General features: G+C 36.9%; 16 protein-coding genes. 8 read left to right on the top strand and 8 right to left on the bottom strand.

The window, feature by feature from the left end:
* Nucleotides 1-118 precede the first annotated feature (118 nt).
* The 4 genes from nrdB (at nucleotide 119) to AC27IF_RS08235 (ending at nucleotide 4,629) form a co-directional block, all read left to right on the top strand.
* Entirely contained in the window at nucleotides 119-1,249 is a 1,131-nt protein-coding gene (gene nrdB, locus AC27IF_RS08250; protein WP_487053562.1) for a class Ia ribonucleoside-diphosphate reductase subunit beta, read from the top strand.
* Entirely contained in the window at nucleotides 1,249-1,509 is a 261-nt protein-coding gene (yfaE, locus tag AC27IF_RS08245; RefSeq protein WP_487053561.1) for a class I ribonucleotide reductase maintenance protein YfaE, read from the top strand. The genes nrdB and yfaE overlap by 1 nt, the downstream gene beginning before the upstream one ends.
* A 266-nt stretch (nucleotides 1,510-1,775) precedes the next feature.
* Nucleotides 1,776-2,726 carry a hypothetical protein gene (locus AC27IF_RS08240; protein WP_487053560.1) on the top strand — a complete coding sequence of 317 codons (951 nt, stop codon included), beginning with the start codon at nucleotides 1,776-1,778 and terminating at the stop codon, nucleotides 2,724-2,726.
* On the top strand, nucleotides 2,719-4,629 hold the full coding sequence (locus AC27IF_RS08235; protein WP_487053559.1) for an alpha/beta hydrolase family protein: 1,911 nt from the start codon (nucleotides 2,719-2,721) through the stop codon (nucleotides 4,627-4,629). The genes AC27IF_RS08240 and AC27IF_RS08235 overlap by 8 nt, the downstream gene beginning before the upstream one ends.
* A gap of 58 nt (nucleotides 4,630-4,687) precedes the next feature.
* Here the strand turns inward: AC27IF_RS08235 and AC27IF_RS08230 are convergent, their stop codons facing one another.
* The 5 genes from AC27IF_RS08230 to sbcD form a co-directional block, all read right to left on the bottom strand.
* Nucleotides 4,688-6,004, bottom strand: coding sequence for a metal-dependent hydrolase family protein (locus tag AC27IF_RS08230; RefSeq protein ID WP_487053558.1), 1,317 nt, complete (start codon nucleotides 6,002-6,004; stop codon nucleotides 4,688-4,690).
* Nucleotides 6,005-6,165: 161 nt separating this feature from the next.
* A complete protein-coding gene (locus AC27IF_RS08225; RefSeq protein WP_487053557.1) occupies nucleotides 6,166-6,660 on the bottom strand; it encodes an FKBP-type peptidyl-prolyl cis-trans isomerase in 495 nt (164 codons plus the stop codon).
* A 71-nt stretch (nucleotides 6,661-6,731) separates the two neighbouring features.
* On the bottom strand, nucleotides 6,732-7,631 hold the full coding sequence (locus AC27IF_RS08220) for a DMT family transporter (protein ID WP_487053556.1): 900 nt from the start codon (nucleotides 7,629-7,631) through the stop codon (nucleotides 6,732-6,734).
* A 38-nt stretch (nucleotides 7,632-7,669) separates the two neighbouring features.
* Nucleotides 7,670-11,182 carry an AAA family ATPase gene (locus AC27IF_RS08215; protein WP_487053555.1) on the bottom strand — a complete coding sequence of 1,171 codons (3,513 nt, stop codon included), beginning with the start codon at nucleotides 11,180-11,182 and terminating at the stop codon, nucleotides 7,670-7,672.
* Entirely contained in the window at nucleotides 11,179-12,552 is a 1,374-nt protein-coding gene (sbcD, locus tag AC27IF_RS08210; protein WP_487053554.1) for an exonuclease subunit SbcD, read from the bottom strand. The genes AC27IF_RS08215 and sbcD overlap by 4 nt, the downstream gene beginning before the upstream one ends.
* 91 nt (nucleotides 12,553-12,643) lie before the next feature.
* On the opposite strand from sbcD, the gene ybaK reads away from it, so the two are divergent.
* On the top strand, nucleotides 12,644-13,111 hold the full coding sequence (gene ybaK / locus AC27IF_RS08205; protein WP_487053553.1) for a Cys-tRNA(Pro) deacylase: 468 nt from the start codon (nucleotides 12,644-12,646) through the stop codon (nucleotides 13,109-13,111).
* 74 nt (nucleotides 13,112-13,185) lie between these two features.
* Here the strand turns inward: ybaK and ppsA are convergent, their stop codons facing one another.
* Nucleotides 13,186-15,561 (bottom strand): phosphoenolpyruvate synthase, encoded by a 2,376-nt coding sequence (ppsA, locus tag AC27IF_RS08200; RefSeq protein ID WP_487053552.1) that lies wholly within the window; start codon nucleotides 15,559-15,561, stop codon nucleotides 13,186-13,188.
* Nucleotides 15,562-15,738: 177 nt separating this feature from the next.
* Here ppsA and ppsR point away from each other — a divergent pair, with 177 nt between their 5' ends.
* The 3 genes from ppsR to AC27IF_RS08185 all read left to right on the top strand — a co-directional run bounded on the left by ppsR (nucleotide 15,739) and on the right by AC27IF_RS08185 (nucleotide 19,925).
* On the top strand, nucleotides 15,739-16,548 hold the full coding sequence (gene ppsR, locus AC27IF_RS08195; protein ID WP_487053551.1) for a posphoenolpyruvate synthetase regulatory kinase/phosphorylase PpsR: 810 nt from the start codon (nucleotides 15,739-15,741) through the stop codon (nucleotides 16,546-16,548).
* Between the two features lie 148 nt (nucleotides 16,549-16,696).
* Nucleotides 16,697-17,746 carry a 3-deoxy-7-phosphoheptulonate synthase gene (locus AC27IF_RS08190; protein WP_487053550.1) on the top strand — a complete coding sequence of 350 codons (1,050 nt, stop codon included), beginning with the start codon at nucleotides 16,697-16,699 and terminating at the stop codon, nucleotides 17,744-17,746.
* A 325-nt stretch (nucleotides 17,747-18,071) separates the two neighbouring features.
* A complete protein-coding gene (locus AC27IF_RS08185; RefSeq protein ID WP_487053548.1) occupies nucleotides 18,072-19,925 on the top strand; it encodes a choice-of-anchor I family protein in 1,854 nt (617 codons plus the stop codon).
* 70 nt (nucleotides 19,926-19,995) lie between these two features.
* Here AC27IF_RS08185 and AC27IF_RS08180 read toward each other — a convergent pair whose 3' ends face one another.
* Entirely contained in the window at nucleotides 19,996-20,466 is a 471-nt protein-coding gene (locus AC27IF_RS08180; protein ID WP_487053547.1) for a low molecular weight protein-tyrosine-phosphatase, read from the bottom strand.
* 354 nt (nucleotides 20,467-20,820) lie between these two features.
* Nucleotides 20,821-21,048 (bottom strand): hypothetical protein, encoded by a 228-nt coding sequence (locus tag AC27IF_RS08175; protein WP_487053546.1) that lies wholly within the window; start codon nucleotides 21,046-21,048, stop codon nucleotides 20,821-20,823.
* Nucleotides 21,049-21,211: the final 163 nt, after the last annotated feature.

Here is a 21,211-nt window from a genome sequence, read left to right as displayed (position 1 = left end):
TATCGTTATTTACTGTAGCAAATAAAACAATAATAAACGTATAACAACTATAGAGCCTAGTCATAAACCTAGGCTCATTGTCACTGCACATGAGTGACATACTAAGGAATGACAACTAATGACGTATACCACGTTTAACCAAACGCCCAACAACGCTTTATTAGAGCCTATGTTTTTAGGTAATAGTGTTAATGTTTCTCGATATGATCAACAAAGATATACTGCTTTTGAAAAACTCATTGAAAAGCAATTATCCTTCTTCTGGCGACCTGAAGAAGTTGATGTTTCTAAAGATAGAGCGGATTGGCAAAGTTTAACGCACTCTGAAAGACATATTTTCATTTCTAACTTGAAGTATCAAACGCTACTTGACTCTATGGCTGCGCGTTCAGTTAATGCGGTATTATTACCGTTAGTTTCGCTTCCAGAAGTTGAAACGTGGGTAGAAACTTGGGCATTTAGTGAAACGATTCACTCTCGTTCGTATACGCATATATTACGTAATTTATTTACCGAGCCTGGTGAAGTATTCGACGATATTATCGTCAACCCTGCAATATTAAAGCGTGCGACTAGCATTGCTAAATATTTTGATGACGTTATTTTAACGACACAATTAATGCAATCTCAAGGTGAAGGCACCTATGATGTTGAAGGTACTAGCTATGAAGTAAGTACCCGTAAATTAAAAGAGCGTTTATTTCTAGCCGTATGCTCTGTAAATGCCCTTGAAGCCATTCGATTCTATGTTAGTTTTGCTTGCTCTTTTGCCTTTGCTGAACGTGAGTTATTAGAAGGTAATGCCAAAATAATCAAACTGATTGCTCGTGATGAAGCACTTCATTTAACAGGTACTCAACACATTCTTAATAACTGGATGAGTGGTAAAGACGATCCAGAAATGAAAGTAGTTAGTGAAGACATGCGTGATGCTGGCCTACAAATCTTTTTAGATGTAGTTGATCAAGAAAAAGAATGGGCTGAGTATTTATTTAAAGATGGTTCAATGATTGGTTTGAACGCCCAAATTCTCAATCAATATATTGAATACATATCAAATCAACGTTTGGCTGCGATTGGTTTCGACGCACCATTTGATATAAAAAGTAATCCACTACCTTGGATGAATGCTTATTTAGTAAGTGATAATGTCCAAGTAGCACCACAAGAAACTGAAATATCTAGCTACCTAGTTGGACAAGTTGACTCTAGTGTAGAAGCTGATGATTTTGATGACTTCGATCTGTAATGTCGCAAAAAATAATGGTCGAGGAGCAAGAAATTGTCTTCCTCGAACAAGAAGATAGAAATATACTCGATACCTTAGAAAGAAAAGGTATCGAAAGTCACTTCCATTGTCGGGATGGATTTTGTGGCGCTTGTCGCTGTAAGCTCGTTAAAGGTGAGATTAAATACGCTGTTGAGCCACTAGCTTTTGTCGGCGATGGCGAAATACTCACTTGTTGCGCTCAACCCATTACGGATATTGAGATTGATTTACATGGATAGAAGTGTAAAAAAACAATCTTATATCACCTATCTACTCGAATAAATCGATCAACATAAAGATTTAAATAATTAAAATATCTGAGTTTTTAATGGTGCTAAAGTCAATCGATGATTAGTTGAAATCCTCAGTAAAGTATCGTATTCCATCTGATTTTTTACAAAATTAACACAACTAACAATAGCTAAACTATAGAAATGTCACTTACCTTATACCTATAATATTTAAAAGGTTTTAGGTAAATATATTTCTGCAAGGATGTCTGGCTATGCATGTGCTTTTTCAGTTAAATAAAAATTTCAGAGTGATTCTATTTATTCTTCTGACGAGTATAACCAATAGTATATACGCCTTAGACTGTCATGAGTTTGCCACAGCCCTATCTGATGACTTTAAGAGGGATGCTACTCAGATATCAAAAGAATATTTTACAAAACTTGCGAAAGTGGAGAAAAATTATATTGGAATTCATGGTAATCAATCTGCTTCAACATTCAAAACTTTTTCAAGTAGATATAAAAAACTATATAGAGAAGACTACTTTATAAAAGAATATACAGAATTTTTCCCTCAAACAATTATCAGCGTCCCTAAAAATGAAGATACTAAGCATTTATGTGAGGACAGATCTAATTTTAAAAGTTTAATTTTCGAACATATAGAAAAATTTGAAAGTAAATTAACAGTACTATATCAAAAGATTGAAGAGCGGAGTGAACTAGATAACTTAGAAAGAAATGAAGGCTTGGCAGTTATAGTAGTACGAGCAAATTATAAAAATAATGCTACAGAGTATCACTTAAAAAGTGAGGCGTTATTTGGTAAAAATATAGTAATTGGTCCAATAGCCACTAGTTATTATATTAAAGTAGTCAAATTACCTGAAGGTGATTACTACTGGGATAAAATAAAATGGAATTCAAATAGTTACAATGGTCGTAGTCAGTATGAATACTATGATTTCAGTGATAATAACTTAACCTTTAAAGTCCTTTCAGGGAAAATAAATATCACAGGTGAATTCATTTCAAAAGTTATTAATGGTAATGGATATGGAGAAATAGAAGATAGAAGTTCAATAGTGTTAGAACAGTTAGAAAAGCACTACCCTGTGTTGATAGAACAATACCCTTGGGTTAACTCTTTAGCTTTATATGATCCTTTCCTCAATTTCTATAGAAATGAAAAATTAAAGATCGAGGGAAGTGACAGTGAATAAACATATTAATATATTTATATTAACTACTTTTTATATTCTTGTATCCATAAAATACTCTTTAGCGTCAGCTACTGTTGAGGATTACTTTCGAGAGACAAGCATATCAAGCTCTAGTATCAGCCCTCAAGGGGATATGATTGTTTATGATAAATTCAATACTATTATGATTGGAAATAGTCAAGTTGAGTTCAAAAAATTAGATTTTATAAACAATAGCCAAAACATACAAAAATTCTCTTGGTCTGGTAATAATGTACTCATAGTCCATTTATCAAGAAAGACTGATGGTAAGAAGAAATTAAGAAATATTAGAATTGATTTCGATAGTCAAAAGAATATGTTTGTGGCTAAACAAATAGCCGAAATTAATGTACACGGTTATGTCGTTGATACTGTTCCTCATCAAAGTGATAAAGTAATATTTGCAAAGTATAGGTGGGAAGATAACCATACTTATACTGATGTTTATAATATAGATTTATTTAAATATAAAAAAAACAAGTTTGGTAAACGGCACAGAATTAATTATAACAGTAAAGAAATTGTATACTGGTTAACGGATAGTCAAAACAAATTACGTGTTGGTATCAGTTATGAAGATGACAGACCATCTTTATGGACACGAGAGGGGGATAGAAAACGGTTCACAAAAGTGTGGGAAGGAGAAAAAGACACTAACTTTGTACCATATGGCATAAGTAAAGATAGCCAGAAGTTATGGGCTATTACTAACAAATCTTCAGACACAAACAATGCCGTTATCTTCGACCTAAAAACCGCTAAAGTAAAAAAAGTAATATTCAAAAAATCGGGAGTGGATGTTTCTTCAATAATTATGAATGCTAAAGGAACTTTACCTCTAGCGGTTAGTTATTTAGAACAAGGGAGGTATACATATAACTATCTTGATAAAAGTGCTCAAGCTGATTTCAACCTGCTACAAGAAAAATTTAATCAACAAAATCTTCATATAATCGATTTCTCTAGTAACAGAGAACACCAATTAGTTTTAGAAACGTCCCCAACACAGCCAGGTAAACTGTCTTATTGTAATATCGAAGAGAAGACGTGTGAACCAATTGGCTCTCTTTACCCATGGCTCAAAGGTGAAAAATTAGTAGAAACCAATACATATACAACAGAAAGTGAAAATGATTTCTATGTAGAGTCTTTTATTACAATACCTAAGAATCAATCAAAACTCATACCTTTAATAGTTATGCCACATGGAGGCCCTATTGGTATAAGAGATAACGGTTACTTTTCTGGGCATACACAATGGCTTGTCAAAAATAATTTTGCTGTATTAAAGGTGAATTACAGAGGCTCAGGTGGATACGGAAAAAACTTTAAGTATGAAGGCATGAAACAATGGGGCCGTGGTATTGAAGATGACATAGAGGCAGCTCTTTTTGATGCATTACAGAAATACCCCAAATTAAATAAAGATAAAATATGTATTTTTGGTTCAAGTTATGGTGGTTACTCAGCAATAATGAGCATTATTCGCTCCCCTAAAACTTACCTTTGTGCAGTATCATTTGCTGGTGTTACTGATTTACCATTATTATTTAACAAAACTTCGATAAGAAATGATGACTATTTAACTGCATCCTTAAAAGAGATTGTCGGAGATCCTCAAAAAGAAGCTGACACACTGATGAAGTATTCCCCCGTATATCAATACAAAAAAGTACAAACGCCCTTACTTATGATTCATGGAATTAATGACGAAAGGGTTGTAATTGAGCATATGTGGCGAATGAAAAAAATGCTGGAATTAGGAAATATTCAACATAGCTCTGTAGTAATGAATGGTGTGGGACACGGTTTTACGAAGACACATCAAGTAAAATCATTCTACGAAAAAGTCATGCCCTTTTTATCAATGCATTTGAATTAGAAAGTAACTAAAATTGGGCACCGATGATTATAAAGTCGATGCCCATATGACTCATAGTTTAATTATTTTTTACCACTTTCCCTGATTTCATTACAAAATCAACATCTAACAACTCTTCTATTCGATTTAAAGGATTGCCATCAAACGCAATAATATCAGCAATTTTACCTTGCTCAAGCGTACCTAAGCTATCACTCATGTTAATTAAATCTGCAGCATTAACCGTGGCGGATTTTAATATATCAGCGTTAGCCATGCCTGCTTGTGCCATCAATACACCTTCTTTACCATTATTCCCATGAGGTGATACGCCGCTATCGGTTCCATAAGCAATGTTAACACCTGAGCGGTAAGAGTTTTTGAAGTTAGCTGTCATATCAGCACCAACCCGTATAGCTTTCTTTTTTATTGCTTCGGACATAAAGTTGGTGGTTTTAGCGAGGTTTACTACGGTATCACCTGCCATTAACGTAGGTACTAAATAGGCACCCGATTTTTTAAAGAGTTTAATGCTTTCTTTATTGGCGTAACTACCGTGTTCAATACTGTCTACCCCTGCCCTTAACGCAGCATTTATACCATCAGCAGCGTGAGCATGACTGGTCACTTTTCGCCCTAAAGCATGGGCAGCATCAACCACTTCTTTTAACTCATCATCAGCCATTTGCTGGCCTGTTCCTGTGTTTGTATCTGAGAGTACTCCACCTGTGCTAGTGATTTTAATGACATCAGCACCATACTTAATTGCTTCTCTGGTTGCGCGACGACAATCATAAGGACCATCACAAATGACTTTGCTGGTTCGCATTTCTAGAATATCAGGACTTAAACCATCAACATCACCATGACCACCGGTTACTGAAACAGTATTACCCGCCGCAATAATGCGAGGGCCATCTACCCAACCTTTAGCGATGCCATCACGCAAAGCAAATATTTGCTCAGCACTTGCCCCTAAATCTCTTACGGTAGTAAAGCCAGCCATCAAAGTTTTATTGGCATTATAAGTACTATTCATTAGTACATCGGCATCAGACATTCGTAATGATTGGCTATCATTTTTTGGCCCTAGTTCGCCTTGCAGATGTACGTGCATGTCCATTAAGCCTGCCATGACAAAACTTGAGGATAGATCAATAAGCTTGGCATCTTTATCAATTGAGCTAGGCTCAACAAAGCCCTTTTTGATACTGACTATTTTACCGTCAGTGATCACTAGCGTTTGTTTCGCTACAGGTTTATCACCCGCAACTTGCAATAAAGTACCGGCATGGATGACTTGAGTTTGTGCGAACAAATTAAAAGAAGAAAGAAGAGAGAGTGTTAACAAGGAATGTTTTAAGGTATTAATTACTGGTATTGTTTTTATAGTCATTTGATGTTGCTCGTTGTTTTACTTAAGTTAATTAAATTAATTAACTAATTTAAGTAGTAAGAAATATAGCTGCCAACACCTTAACAGCTATATTTTTTTCGTCAATGTATATGCATACGCTACTTGATAAACACGTTCCGCAGCATGTAACGAATATTATACTAGTGCTGATGTCCACCAACACCATGTGCGTGCCCATGCTCAACTTCTTCATCTGTTGCTGCACGTACATCAACGACATTAATATCAAACGTCAGCACTTGTCCTGCTAGAGGTGGATTAATATCAACAGTAACCATAAATTTACCCGCTTTTACTACGGTTACTTGGCGCTGACCTTGTTCAGTATGCACAACACCTATCATGCCTGCTTTCCATTTAGCATTTTTACTTGGTAGGCCTTGTAGATGTTTAACCGGAACACGTTGCACCATGTCTTCTTGACGTTCACCGTAAGCTTCTTCTGGTTGTAAAGTAACGCTGAATTCATCACCAGCTTCTTTATCTGTTAATGCTTTTTCTAAGCCCACTAAGGTGTTATTAGCGCCATGTAAATAAGCAAGCGGATCATTACCCTGTGATGACTCAAGCTCTTCACCTGCTTCATTTTTTAATACGTAATGGAATTGAACAACGGTTTTATCTGCAATTTTCATTTTATTCTCTTTAAAGTAACGTTAATGCTATTTCAGTTTATGGGCGCAGTTTACCATTAATTTATGGTGTTTTATGCCCATAACAGCAAAATAACTACGCTTAAGACAATTAAAAACATACCAACATATTCAATAGGGGTGATTTTTTCTTTAAATAGTCGATAGGTCAGTGCCAAGGTGATAAAAAACTCCACCTGTCCTAATGCTTTAACATAGGCTGCTGTTTGTAAACTGGCTCCTGTAAACCACCCTATTGAACCGATCACACTGGTAATACCCACAAACAAACATAATCGCCAATGCTTGAGCATCAGCCTCAGTTGTGTTTTATCTTGCACATAAACATAGAATACAGAAATAAAGGATTGTACAGTGATCATAAACACTAGTGTCACCGCTGCACTGACTAGTAAATCCGTATTAAGGGCTAAACTCGATTCACGAATAAGTAACGTGGTAATAGCCAACCCTAAACCTGAGCCTAAACCATAAGCTAAGCCCGTCATCGCATCTGAGCCTGCTAACATTTCTTTGATGCTAAATTTAACTTTGGAAACGAAAAACACGCCGATAACACCAATCAAAACACTTACCCAGCCTAGAATACTGAGTGAGGCAGAAAAGAGTAATGCGCCAACTATAGCCACTTGAATAGCTTCTGTTTTGGCTAAACTTGTGGCGACTGCAAAATTTTTGAAACGAAAAGCCGCTACTAAACAAGCAGTTCCGATAATTTGCGTAATACAAGCAATTAACGCATACGATAAAAAATCATTATTAAGTACGGGTACAGAAACATCTCTAACCTCTAACATCCACCATAGATATACCCAGGCAAATGGCAAAGCATAAACATAACGTACAGCGGTTGTCGCCATCGAATTTAATTTACCTGATAGCTGTTTTTGTCCAGCGGTTCGTACAGCTTGCATAGTTGCGGCAAGCAAAGTGAAATAAATCCAAATTTCCACTGTAATTCCTTCTTACATCGTTTTGAAAATGGTGACTGCTAAGTATTCACTGCCACAAACTTAAATCTTGGGTCTAAACAGCTAACCCCTAACCCACTTTGTTTTTCAACTTTAATTTGTACTGCTATACGCTCTTTTAATGCTTCAACATGGCTGATAATACCTATCATCTTGCCACTAGCATTCAGGTTATCGAGCGCGTCTAAGGCTATTTCCAAGGTGTCATTATCGAGCGTACCAAAACCTTCATCAAGAAAAAGAGAGTCAATACTAGTTTTGCTACTCACCAAATCTGACAGCGCTAATGCTAAGGCAAGGCTTACTAAGAAGCTTTCGCCACCAGAGAGTGTTTCAATATCACGCACTGTGTCACCTTGCCAAGTATCGAGAACTTCTAAACTTAAGGTTTCACTTTGCTTACATTGTAATTGATAGCGGCCATCAATTTTATTGAGCTGCTCGTTGGCTAAATAGACTAAATGGTTCAGTGTTAAGCCTTGAGCAAATTTCCTAAATTTAGCGCCATCAGCAGAGCCAACTAAACTATTAAGGTAAGCAAGATCATCTAATGCAACTTGATCACTGGCTATTTGAGTCAATAATGTTTGCTGCTTACTTTTATTTTGCTGATCATGATTAATCGCTTGTTGTACTTGCCCTAATTTGATTTGCTGTTGTTTCAAATATTCATCAATACTTAGCAAAAAATTCACGGTATTTTCTAAAGGGATATTTTGTAAATCAGCTAAAGTAAACTGGGTATTCACCCCTTCTATATTCAGTTGATGACAATGTAATTCATGCGACTTTTCTATTGCCACAGTCAGAGTCTTATCAGCCGTATTTAGCTTGACTTCAACGTCTTTAATCTGCAAATTAAAGCTCTTTTCTTGCCCTAAAAGCTGCTGCAGCTTACCTTCGACACCTTGTTGCTTAGTTTGCAGTGCTTGTAAGTGATTTTTCGCTTCACTAGATTCACTACTTAAACTTTCCCTAATAAAAACAGAAGATTGAGACTCATTATCATGATAACCCAGCTCAACAAAACCAGTTACACGTAACCCTAAATTGCTTTCTACTTGCTTTTTAAGTTGATCACTTTGCTGTATAAGAGCTGTTAATTTCTCATTAGCATGAGTGAGCTGAGACTGACTTAACAAACATACTTGCTCAAGCTCATTAGCTTGTGTTGATAGTGCTTGATGCGCTGCTAATTTTTGCTCAAAATCAACGACATGTTGCTGCAGTGACTGTAGCCAATCATCACTGTTTAAATCGATACCAAATTGATTGAGTTGCAGCGTTTCTGTGTCTAAAGAAAGCTGTTCATTTAAGCCTTTTAAGTCCGTGTGTAATTGGGTAATAACAGTAGATTGTTGAATATGATTTTGCTGCGCATGGTTAATCTGCTCTTCAATTAATCGCGTTTGATATTGATCTTGCTCTAAACGTTTACTACTGTCATTTAACTGCTCTTTAATATGATTTACCGCTTGCTGATGTTGATTGAACGCGTCATTAAATAACATCAACTGCTTTAAGTGCTCATCATGCTGCAAAGCCGTTTGCTCAAGAGTAGTAAAATGATCAATAGTTAGTGGTGATGCTGAAGCAATAGGCGAGCTAAGTGACAGTGCGCTAAAACTGTGCGATAGCTGTATTTGCTCTTCGCTATTTTTCTGTAGTATTTCTGCATTGGCATTTAGTTTCCAAATTAACTCTTTTTCTTTTAACTTTAACTCTTTCCCCTGTTCTTCAAGCAATGATAATTCACTGCGAATTTGCTGCAGTCGGCTTTGATGTTCATCAAGACTAATGGCTTGATATTCGCTTATTGCAGGGTGTTCATGTGAGCCGCATAAGGGGCATGGCTCATGTGCTTGTAATTTGTTTCTATGCTCACTTAACGCCATTATTGTTTGCTGTTGGCTAATTAAGGTTTCTACATCAATTTGCTGTTGTTTTACCGTGGAAAATTGCTTTCGTAACTCAATAAGTTGACTATTCGCTGTGGCGATACTGGGTTCAAGAGCGTTTTTATCTTCATTAAGCTTTACTTGCTCTTGAGATAAAGTCATAAAACGTTTCGAAAGCTGTAATGCTTGTGCGTATTTATGCTGAAGCTGTTGACCATGACTCAACTTGGCATTCAATGTTTCCATCGATAGGTTGTCATACGACAGCTCAGCACTCGTCAATAAAGGCTCATTATCAATAAGTAATTGCTGATATTTACCATCGAAAGCGTTTACTTGTGTCAATAAATTTTGCTGTTGCTGGTGATGTTGAGTTAATAGCTTTTGTTGCGCTTGCTGCTGCGTATCTAGCTGTTTTTGACTTTGTTGACTGCGCTTAAGTTTCTGCTCTTGCTCATCAAGATTAGCAACCATTTGTGTTAGTTGATGTTGCTGACTTTGCCATAGCGGCAGTTTTTCTTTAACTTGTGCTAGTACCTTATTCTCAGCAAGATATACTTGTAGCTTTGATAATTCAGCGTTTACTGTTATATGCTCGGCGCTAGCTTGCTTATATTTTGTTTCTGACGTTAGGCTTAACTCTTGCTGATTGTTCAGTTGTTTAGTCACTTGTTCAAGCTGAGTATTTAACGTGGTTAACTCATTCTCTAGCGGAAGAATGTCATTAATTAATTTATCTTCAATGATTTTGTGTTTGGCATGAAGCTTTTCTTGCTCAACTAAACAAATATCGATTAACGATTGCCCATCAGTTACTTGCTTTTTAATCTGCTCCCCTTGAGTTTCAAGTTCACTTAACTGACACACTAACTTTTGATAGTCTTGCTGAGTTAATTGCAGCTCTTTAAGGGCTAGATAACATGTTTGTACTTGAGAAATTCGCTTATCTTGCTCAACCAAGGCTAACTGCTCATCACAAAGTTCATTTAATGCTTGTTCACTAAGTAAACTAACGTCTTGTGCCCTAGCTTGTAGAGTTTTTAAAGCGCTTTCTGCTTGTTTGTGATTATCAAAAACCTGTTTTGATATATCACCATAAATTTGTGTCCCTGTTAACTGCTCTAATAATTGCGCTCTGTCATTAGGCTGTGCTTTTAGAAAAGCCGCAAATTCACCTTGCGATAACATCATCGACTTTCTAAAACGTGAAAAGTTTAAGCCTGTTATCTCAGCTATTTTATCTTTTACCTCTTTGATTTTTTCGGCAATGATTTCGCCATTAAGTAAAGATAATTGCGCCATTGGCGCAAGTAAGTTGCCATCAACTTTATTGCGAGCACGTTTTTGACTCCAAAAAGCACGATATCCTTGTCCTTTTACTTCAAATTCAACCTCTGCCATGCAATGAGCTGTAAATCGCGTCATTAATTGATTATGGCTCGCTGAAACCTTCATTCTTGGCGTTTCATGATACAAGGCTAAACAGATCGCATCTAAAATAGTGGTTTTACCGGCGCCAGTCGCACCAGTAATAGCAAAAAGGCCATTGCTATCAAATGGCGCTTGAGTAAAGTCTAATTGCCAAGCATTTTTCAAAGCATTAACATTTTCAAAGCGAAGTCGCAATATTTTCATTCATTGCTCTCCTTCTCTTTAGTGGCCATAGCCTGATTTTCTGAAGCTTTAGTTAATGCTTCTTCTTTCACCAAAGCTTCGCCTTTAGAAACACCCTCAACAGCTTGTTTAAATAAGGTATGTAATTGTGTGCGCCTAGCTTGTATCTTCGCTCTGGCATCATTATCTTCGCTTTCATCATTAAGACTTGGCTCATGATTTAAACGAGCAGTAAATACATCCTCTAACGTTATTTCATTTAACGTACTTTGAGCAGCTTTATGCTCTGACAATAGACGTTTTCTTACTTGCTTTGCTCTACGTACCAGTAAAACCTCTACCGGAAACTCATCGACTATGGTCATGATCCTTGGCTGTAAATCACTTAATACACCCGAGTTTGATAACTCAATATCAAGCCAAATTTTTATACCTTCTTCAAGATCGTTACTGTCGTTTATCAATACTTCAATAGCTTCTTTCAAAGCTTCTATCGAGGTTTTAACCATCGCTAATGGTTGAAAACATGGCACAGCTAAATCATTAACTTCAGTTAACTTATCTTGTTCAAAATCGACCATCAATACACGTTTATTTTGCTTCGCTTCATCAAAACTTAGCGGTATGGGTGAGCCACAATAGCGAATATGCTCAGTTTTACCGACTTTTTGAGCTCGATGGATATGACCTAGGGCAATATAGTCTGCAGGTGGAAAGGCATTACTTGGTAACGCTTCTAAGGTACCAATATAGATATCTCTGACTGAATCTGAGGTGGTAACACCCAGTGCGGTTAAATGGCCAGTAGCAATAATCGGTAATTTGTTATTGTCAGTGCCTTGCTCGCTTGCCAATTGTTGTGCATGTTCATATAACTTTTGGTAATGGGTGACTATAGCCTGTTGTAAGCTTTTACTTTTATCTTTAGAAGATTGCCCTGCTTGGCTTTTAATGACATCACGCGGGCGAATAAACGGTACTGCGCATAGAACAGCCTGCGGTATACCTTGCGTATTGGTAATGGTAAATACTTGCTCGGCTAAATGTTCACTGTCACTAATATCAGTAACATTGGCAATAACCCGTGTCGACATGGCGTTGAGTAACTCTTTGGATTCACTCAACATACTCACAGAGTCATGATTACCTGCTAACACAATTAATTGGCAATTAATTGATTGTAAGTCACTGATAAAATTAAAGTACATTTGCCGCGCATAACTTGGCGGCGTAGCAGTATCAAAAATATCTCCAGCAACTATGATGGCATCAACAGCTTGTGTAGTTGCTTGTTCAAGTAACCATTGTAGAAACTGCTGATGTTCATTAGCACGACTTTTGCCATAGAAATATTGACCTAGGTGCCAATCTGAGGTGTGGATAATACGCATAAAAGACAAAGAGATATTAAGAGTAGATTGATAATTCTACCTGATTAGGATAAATAAACCATTAAAGATTATAATTCATAGGGACTTAAACATGACACCTGCAATAAAGCAACTTGAACGAAAGCAATTACCGTTCGAATTACTTCAATATGAGCATGATACTAATGCCAAATCATTTGGCCTTGAGGCTGTGGAGAAACTAGCATTAGATGCCAAACTTGTTTTTAAAACGTTAGTGGTTTGCTCTGATACAGAGCAATTGGCGGTTGCCGTCATTCCCGTTGAAAGCAAATTGAATCTTAAAGCCATCGCTAAAATCCTGAAAGTTAAAAAGATCAAAATGGCTGATGCTAAAAGAGTAGAATCCACTACTGGCTACATTCTTGGTGGGATTAGCCCCTTGGGCCAGAAAAAGTCATTAAAGACACTTATAGATAGTAGTGCAGAGGAATGTGAAAAAATTTATATTAGTGGTGGGCGACGAGGTTTAGAGATTGGTTTATCTCCTTTAGATTTAGCCAATCAATGTCAGGCAAGTTTTGCTCAAATTGGTCTCTAAAATAAGAACTTATATTCATTAGATGAAAAGTTAATACCAGTGGGAGCCATCAAGACTCCCACTGATAATATCGTTTACTCAGACAAAGTTTTTGCTAAATATAACCAAGTCGGTAATACCGTATCTGGATTAAGAGAAACACTATCAATCCCCTGCTCTACTAACCAAGCAGCGAAATCTTCATGATCTGATGGACCTTGACCACAAATCCCGACATATTTACCTCGTTTTTTACACGCAGATATTGCCATTGATAATAGTGCTTTAATTGCAGGATTTCGCTCATCAAATAAATGAGCAATTAAGCCTGAGTCTCTATCTAAACCCAATGTTAATTGCGTTAAATCGTTTGAGCCAATAGAAAAACCATCAAAGTAATCAAGAAATTGATCGGCAAGTAAAGCGTTTGAAGGTAATTCACACATCATAATAATACGTAAACCATTCTCACCACGCTTTAAACCGTGCTCTGCTAAAATATCGATAACAGCTGCAGCTTCTTCCAAGGTACGTACAAACGGGATCATAACCTCTACATTGGTTAAGCCCATATCATTTCTTACGCGTTTAATGGCTTCACACTCTAATGCAAAACAGTCTCTAAAATCTTTAGAAATATAACGCGCTGCGCCACGATAGCCAATCATAGGATTTTCTTCATCAGGCTCGTATTCATCTCCACCAACCAAGTTCGCATATTCATTAGATTTAAAATCAGACATACGCACAATAACTTTTTCTGGAGAATAAGCAGCAGCGAGTGTTGAAATTCCTTCCGTCAATTTAGCAATATAAAACTCAACAGGGCTTTCATAACCAGCAATAATGTCATTGATTTCGTCTTGCAAGTCAGCCGACTGCTTATCAAAGTTCAATAACGCTTTGGGATGAATTCCAATCATTTTATTTATGATAAATTCTAATCGCGCTAAGCCAATACCTGCATGGGGTAATTTTGCAAAAGCAAAAGCTCTGTCAGGATTACCAACATTCATCATTATTTTTAGTGGTAACTCAGGCATATCATCTATTTCTGAGGTAGTCACTGTATAGTCGAGCTTACCTTGATAAATAAAACCCGTATCCCCTTCTGCACAAGAAACGGTAACTTCATCACCCGTTTTGATAAGTGAGGTTGCATTACCACAACCTACAACAGCAGGTATGCCCATTTCACGCGCGATAATAGCGGCATGACAAGTTCTGCCACCACGGTTTGTAACAATTGCCGATGCGCGTTTCATGATAGGCTCCCAGTCGGGATCAGTCATATCAGTAACAAGTACATCACCAGGTAAGATTTTATCCATTTCTTCAAGTGATGCTAAAACCTTAGCTTCACCACTACCAATCTTATGACCAATAGAGCGTCCTTCACACACAACACCTGCGGTTGCTTGTAATTGGAATTGCTCCATTACATTGGCATTTTCACGACTCTTAACGGTTTCAGGGCGTGCTTGCACAATATAAAGCTTGTTATCTAAACCATCTTTGGCCCATTCAATATCCATGGGGCGGCCATAATGTTTTTCAATAATTACGGCTTGTTTAGCTAACTCTTGTACTTCGTCATCGGTAAGAGAAAAGCGATTTGAGTCTTGCTCATCAATATCAACAATTTCAACTTGCTTATTGTGCTCTTGCGACTGGGTATAAACCATTTTAATCGCTTTGCTGCCAATATTACGGCGCACAACTGCAGGTTTATTTTTAGCTAATGTCGGTTTATGTACGTAAAATTCATCAGGGTTTACAGCCCCCTGTACTACCATTTCACCTAAACCGAAACTTGAAGTGATAAAAACTACATCTTCAAATCCTGATTCCGTATCAATTGAAAACATAACACCAGAAGCAGATATATCACTACGCACCATACGTTGAATACCTGCAGATAATGCAACGCCACGATGATCATAACCTTGATGAACACGATATGAGATAGCGCGATCATTAAATAGGGAAGCGAAAACATGTTTAATGGCTACCATGACAGCATCTAAACCACGAACATTTAAAAAGGTTTCTTGTTGACCGGCAAAAGATGCATCAGGCATATCTTCCGCGGTAGCAGAGGAGCGTACTGCAAACGAAGCATCTTGAGTGAATTCACCAGCTAACTTGTTATATGCTTGCTCTATATCAAGCTGCATTTGCGGTAGAAAAGGCGTATCAATAATCCACTGACGTATGGTTGAACCACATTTTGCTAATTCATTAACATCATCTACATCTAAAGTATCAAGTAATTGATATATTTTTTCATTAATGCCACTTTGCTCTAGGAATTCGTTAAAAGCAAAAGAGGTCGTAGCAAAACCTGTTGGTACTTGCACACCAACATTTGCTAAGTTTGAAATCATCTCTCCAAGTGACGCATTTTTTCCGCCAACACGATCTACATCACTCATTCCCAAGTTTTCATACCAAAGTACGTTATCTTGCACAACAATTCTCCATTAGAGTCAATAAAAGGGTAAATATTTAAATTAAAAGAATAATTTGCTTACTTTATTTGTAGCTTAATTCATTCTACACTGCCAACTATTGAAACTAAAAGTTAAAATGTAATTTAACTTAGAAGTTTTCATTTTTATTATCAAAACTTTTTCATAAGGATTTTTATGCGCACAGCATTTTATATTTCTGATGGTACTGCAATCACGTCTGAGGTTTTTGGTCATGCACTATTATCACTGTTCCCGACAGAATTTGAGCATGAAACTATTTCCTTTGTAGAGACCAAAGAGAAAGCGCTTGAAGCAAAAGAAAAAATAAATAAAGTATGTGCGCGCTCCGATGAACCAGCACTAGTTTTTCATACCTTTGTTAATAATGAAATCAGAGAAATTATCGATAGTTGCGATGGCATTATTTATAACTTCTTAGAGCACTTTGTGGCACCGCTAGAAACACAGCTTAATATGAAGGCTAAGCCCACAGCTCACCGTACCCATAGCATCCATGAAAATAGTTATGATTATCGTATTGATGCGGTCAATTATGCGCTTGCAAATGATGATGGCTCAAATGTTACCAACTATGAGGATGCCGATGTTATTCTGGTTGGTGTTTCTCGTTCTGGAAAAACCCCCAGCTCTTTATATTTAGCACTGCAATATGGCATAAAAGCAGCGAATTACCCATTTACTGACGATGACATGGAAGAGCTTAAATTGCCCGAGTTCCTTAAGCCGCATAAGAAAAAGCTTTTTGGTTTAACTATCGACGCCCAACGTTTGATAGATATTCGAGAAGGTCGAATGTCTAACTCTAAGTATGCTTCTGCAAGGCAGTGTCGAATGGAAGTAAGAGAAGTAGAAAAACTTTATAAGAAAGAGCGAATCCCTTTCATCAACACCACAAAGTTTTCGGTAGAAGAGATCACGGCAAAAATACTCTCAGAAACAGGGTTACAGCGTTATAAATACTAATATCAAATACACTTAAGCAATATTGTTAGTTTTTATCATTAAAATGGTTCACATTGGCGGTTAATTTAGCTATGTTACGCCATAATTTCGTTTATGTGCGCTATTATTTCCACATGTTTACGCGCCTTATTTAAAGTATTTCTATTTCATGACTATAAAAACTGATGAATTACGCACAAGTTTAATTGAAAACTTAGTGTCTCCAGCTCAATTAGCTGAGCAAATCCCACTAACGCAAGATACTGCTGATTTTATTATGCAAAGTCGACAAGAAGTTGAAGCGATAATTAGTGGTAAAGATAAACGATTACTTGTGGTGATTGGTCCTTGCTCGATACATGATACAGAAGCCGCAATTGATTATGCTAAGCGTTTAAAGAAACTTAAAGATAAGTACAGCAACGAATTACTTATTGTTATGCGTGTATATTTTGAAAAACCGCGTACGACAGTTGGCTGGAAAGGCCTTATTAGTGATCCTGATCTAGATAAATCTTTTCATGTGGCCAAAGGTTTAAACTTAGCTCGTCAATTGTTAGTCGATATTAATGAAATGGGCTTAGCCGCTGGCACAGAATTTTTAGATATGGTTACCGGTCAGTATATTTCTGATTTAATCAGTTGGGGCGCCATTGGTGCACGTACAACTGAGAGTCAAGTTCACAGAGAACTCGCTTCTGCTCTTTCTTGCCCTGTAGGCTTTAAAAACGGTACAGATGGCAACGTTAAAATTGCCTTAGATGCAATTAAAGCCTCTAGTGTTCCTCACGTACTATACTCTCCCGATAAAAGTGGTCAAATGTGTATTTATCGTACCCACGGCAATCCATTTTCTCATGTGATTTTACGTGGTGGTAAAATGCCAAATTATCATAAAGAAGATATTCAAGATACCTGTCAGCAATTAGAAAAAGCGGATTTACAACAAAGTATTATGATTGATTGCAGTCATGGCAATAGCTATAAAGATCACACTAAACAAATTGACGTTGCCCAATCAATCGCAGAGCAAGTTAGCAATGGTGAGCAAAGTATCTTTGGTGTCATGATTGAAAGCTTTATTGAAGCGGGTAACCAATCAGTAAAGCCTGATACGCCACTGGTTTACGGCCAAAGTATTACCGATGCCTGTGTTGATTTAACCGTTAGTGAAGATATTCTTACCTTATTAGCCAATGCAGTAAAAGAAAGGCACTAAAAAACGTTAGATGAAGGTAGAGTCTGCTGCTACCTTCATTATCTCCTCAGTTTACTTACCTCCAGTTATTATAATACCAAGAGCATTTTTCACTAGCCTCCCCAAAATTACGAATAACCTCCAATAAGCATTTCCAGTAGGTAATACCAAGTGGATTCATTAATTGATCTGTTTGGTAAAACTTCCCTGCTATTCCTTTCAACTGATTTTCTTGTTTCATTTATCTTTCACATTCGTGCAATAAATTAGTCATTAAGTTTCCCTATGATGAGAACGTTTGTAATAACAACAAAAAAATAATACTCAATAAATCAAAGGAATAATCATGTTATTTAGAAAAACAGCGCTAGCTTTATCTATTGTTACTGTGCTATCTGCCTGCCAATTTGATGGTGATGATGGTGTAAATGGCACTGATGGTGTAAATGGTGTTAATGGCGCACAAGGCGAAGCTGGACAAGATGCACGACAAGATATTAGCTTAGAGGTTGTCGGTCGATTTACTGCTGGTGACTCAAGCCTATATGGCAAAAGTGCTGCTGAAATTGTACAGTTTCATCAAGCATCAAATGCAGCCTTTGCTGTCAATGGTGCTTTGAACCAAATTGAAGTCATTGATTTGACAAATATCTCAACCGAAAAAGTTGCAGACCCTACTACCAATTCAAGCTTATCATCAACAGCATTCACCTTCCTTACTGAAGTCACGGTTAAATTACCTGACTTAACTGAAGAGCAAATAGACTTAGGTGATGCTAACTCTATTGCGATACATGAAAATTTATTAGCTATTGCAGTAGCCGCACAAAATAAAACTCAAGATGGTGCAATTCTTTTCTATTCATTAGATACCACTGGCGCAGGTACGTTTATAAAGGCTGTTAAAGTAGGCGCCTTGCCTGATATGGTAACTTTCACGCCAGATGGCAGTAAAGTATTAGTTGCCAATGAAGGTGAGCCAAACAGTGATTATACCGTAGATCCGGAAGGCTCTATTTCAGTCATTAGTATTGTTGAAGAAATGCCAAATGACTTGGCAACTATGATTAATCTCACCTCAGATATAACCTTTAGTAGTGATTTACTTGACGATGAAGATTACGATGATGATGCAAAGCGTACCGCATTATTAACCGAGAAAGGTTTAAAACTAGCAGGCCCTGCCAACACTACACTTGCCCAAAGCCTAGAGCCTGAGTACATAACAGTCAGTAATGACAGTCTAGTTGCCTATGTGTCACTACAAGAAAATAACGCCATAGGTATTATTGATTTAACTAAAAACACAATTGAAATTAAGCCGTTAGGTTTTAAAGACTGGAGTCAATACCAGCTAGATTATACCAATAAAGATGAAATCGCTCAGTTTGATACTGTTGATGGCTTGTACGGTATGTATCAACCAGACACAATTACTTCTTATCAGTGGCAAGGTGCTACTTTCATTCTTTCTGCCAATGAGGGTGATGCCCGTGATTATGACGGCTACTCTGAAGAAGTTAGAGTTAAAGATATTATTGATACTGACGAATTAAACATGGCGTTAACTGCTGAATTACAAAGCCAATATGATAACAGTGGTGGTAAAGATGGCTTAGGTCGTTTGAAAGTTACCACGGCCTTGGGCGATGCTGATAATGATGGTGTATTTGAAGCCTTATATGCCTACGGAGCCCGTTCTTTCTCTATCTGGGACAAAAATGTCAACCTAGTGTTTGACTCAGGTGATGATTTCGAGAAAATTTCTGCTGCAATATTAGGTAGTAACTTTAACTCTACTCACACAGAAAACAAAGGTGATAACCGCTCTGATGATAAAGGTGGTGAGCCTGAAGCAATAGCTGTGGGTGAAGTCAACGGACGTATGTATAGCTTTATTGGCCTAGAGCGCTCTGGTGATATTTTTGTCTATGATGTGACAAACCCATTCAATGTCTCTTTTGCAACTCACTATAACAATCGCGACTTTACTATTAATTATGAGTTAGATGACGATTTAGACAACCCCTGTGATATTGAAGAAGGTATGGATTGTAGCATGGTCGAAAGCGCGGGTGATCTGGGCCCTGAAAGCATCAAGTTTGTTAGCGCAGAGCAAAGCCCTAGCGGAGAACCTTTATTAATAGTAGGTAACGAAGTGAGCGGCACGGTTACTATTTATCAAGTAGCCGCTCAGTAGAAAGTGAAAAAGCTGTATACCATAGGTGGTATGCAGCTTTTGTATAGTCACGAATAAACTTTGTTTATGTTTAGTTTAACTTAGTTAATAAACCATCACTGGCATCTTCAACTAAATCAAGTACAAAACGAAAGCCATTTGCACCACCGTAATATGGATCAGGGACTTCAAGCTCTTCATGATTATTAGCAAACTCTAAAAACAGTTTAACTTTATCTTTAAGTGCCTCGGGAGCTTTATTTAATAAATACTCCAAATTAGCATTATCCATAGCAAGGATAAGGTCAAAATCCTGAAAGTCTTGTTCAGTTACTTTACGCGCTTTAATACCATCAAAAGAATATCCGCGCTCTACTCCCACCTTTTGTGCTCTATGGTCGGGCTTCTCTTTGGCATGTGCGCCAACAGTACCTGCAGAGTCGATATGTAAAGTTAAGCCTAATGACTTCGCTTTATGTCTAAAAACTGCTTCTGCGCTAGGCGAACGGCAAATATTGCCCATACAGACGAACAATACACTTTTCATTTCTTTATAATTCATAAACTTAACAACCATTTTCCATATGATTAACAGGTTATTCTTAGCATTTCACACACTAATAAATCAATAACTTATGCTTTTATTTTTGGGGATTTATTAGCATTATTCTGAGTGTTTTTTAACAAGAGGTAAAGAGGAAATTAATTAATTGTTTATTTTAAGTCAAAGAAATCTTGGATAACAGCTGAACTTTTAAATTCACTACATCCTTCTTTATTAGCTTTCTACATTGTTTTCGCTACAACAAATACAAATATATACCAATAGCAAAGTATATTCCGACACAAATAAAGACCCCTAAAGAATCATTAGCGTAAGTTGCAGTATAAGATTTAAGATTAAATTCACCTTTGATTATTGAATAAATTGCAAAGAACCAGAAAAAGCTATTACATATAATATTCTATGAGTTTTAGACGATTTTTCATTAAATTTTCTTGGTTCGGTTTCTTGAGGGGCATTTATTTTAGTATTAATTAAATCACTAACTATTTTAAAACGCTCAGGGTATAAATCTTTATCAATGTTTTTCTGTACATCTAACAATTCTTCTAATGTGAATTTCGAGAAATCAGGCTGCATTTTACAACTTATATCGACATGGAGCTAAATTTAACAAATAACATACCAATTGAAAGCAGAATAAATCCAGGAATAGCATGTAAAACACTATTGGACATTGAACTAGGACGGATTTAGTTGGTATAAAAAAATAAGGATCAAACTTATGAATATACCTATAAAT

Source organism: Colwellia sp. KS18-150 (genome assembly GCF_057551365.1).
Note: the sequence above shows the minus strand (reverse complement) of the source record. Positions and strands in the feature narration are given on the sequence as shown.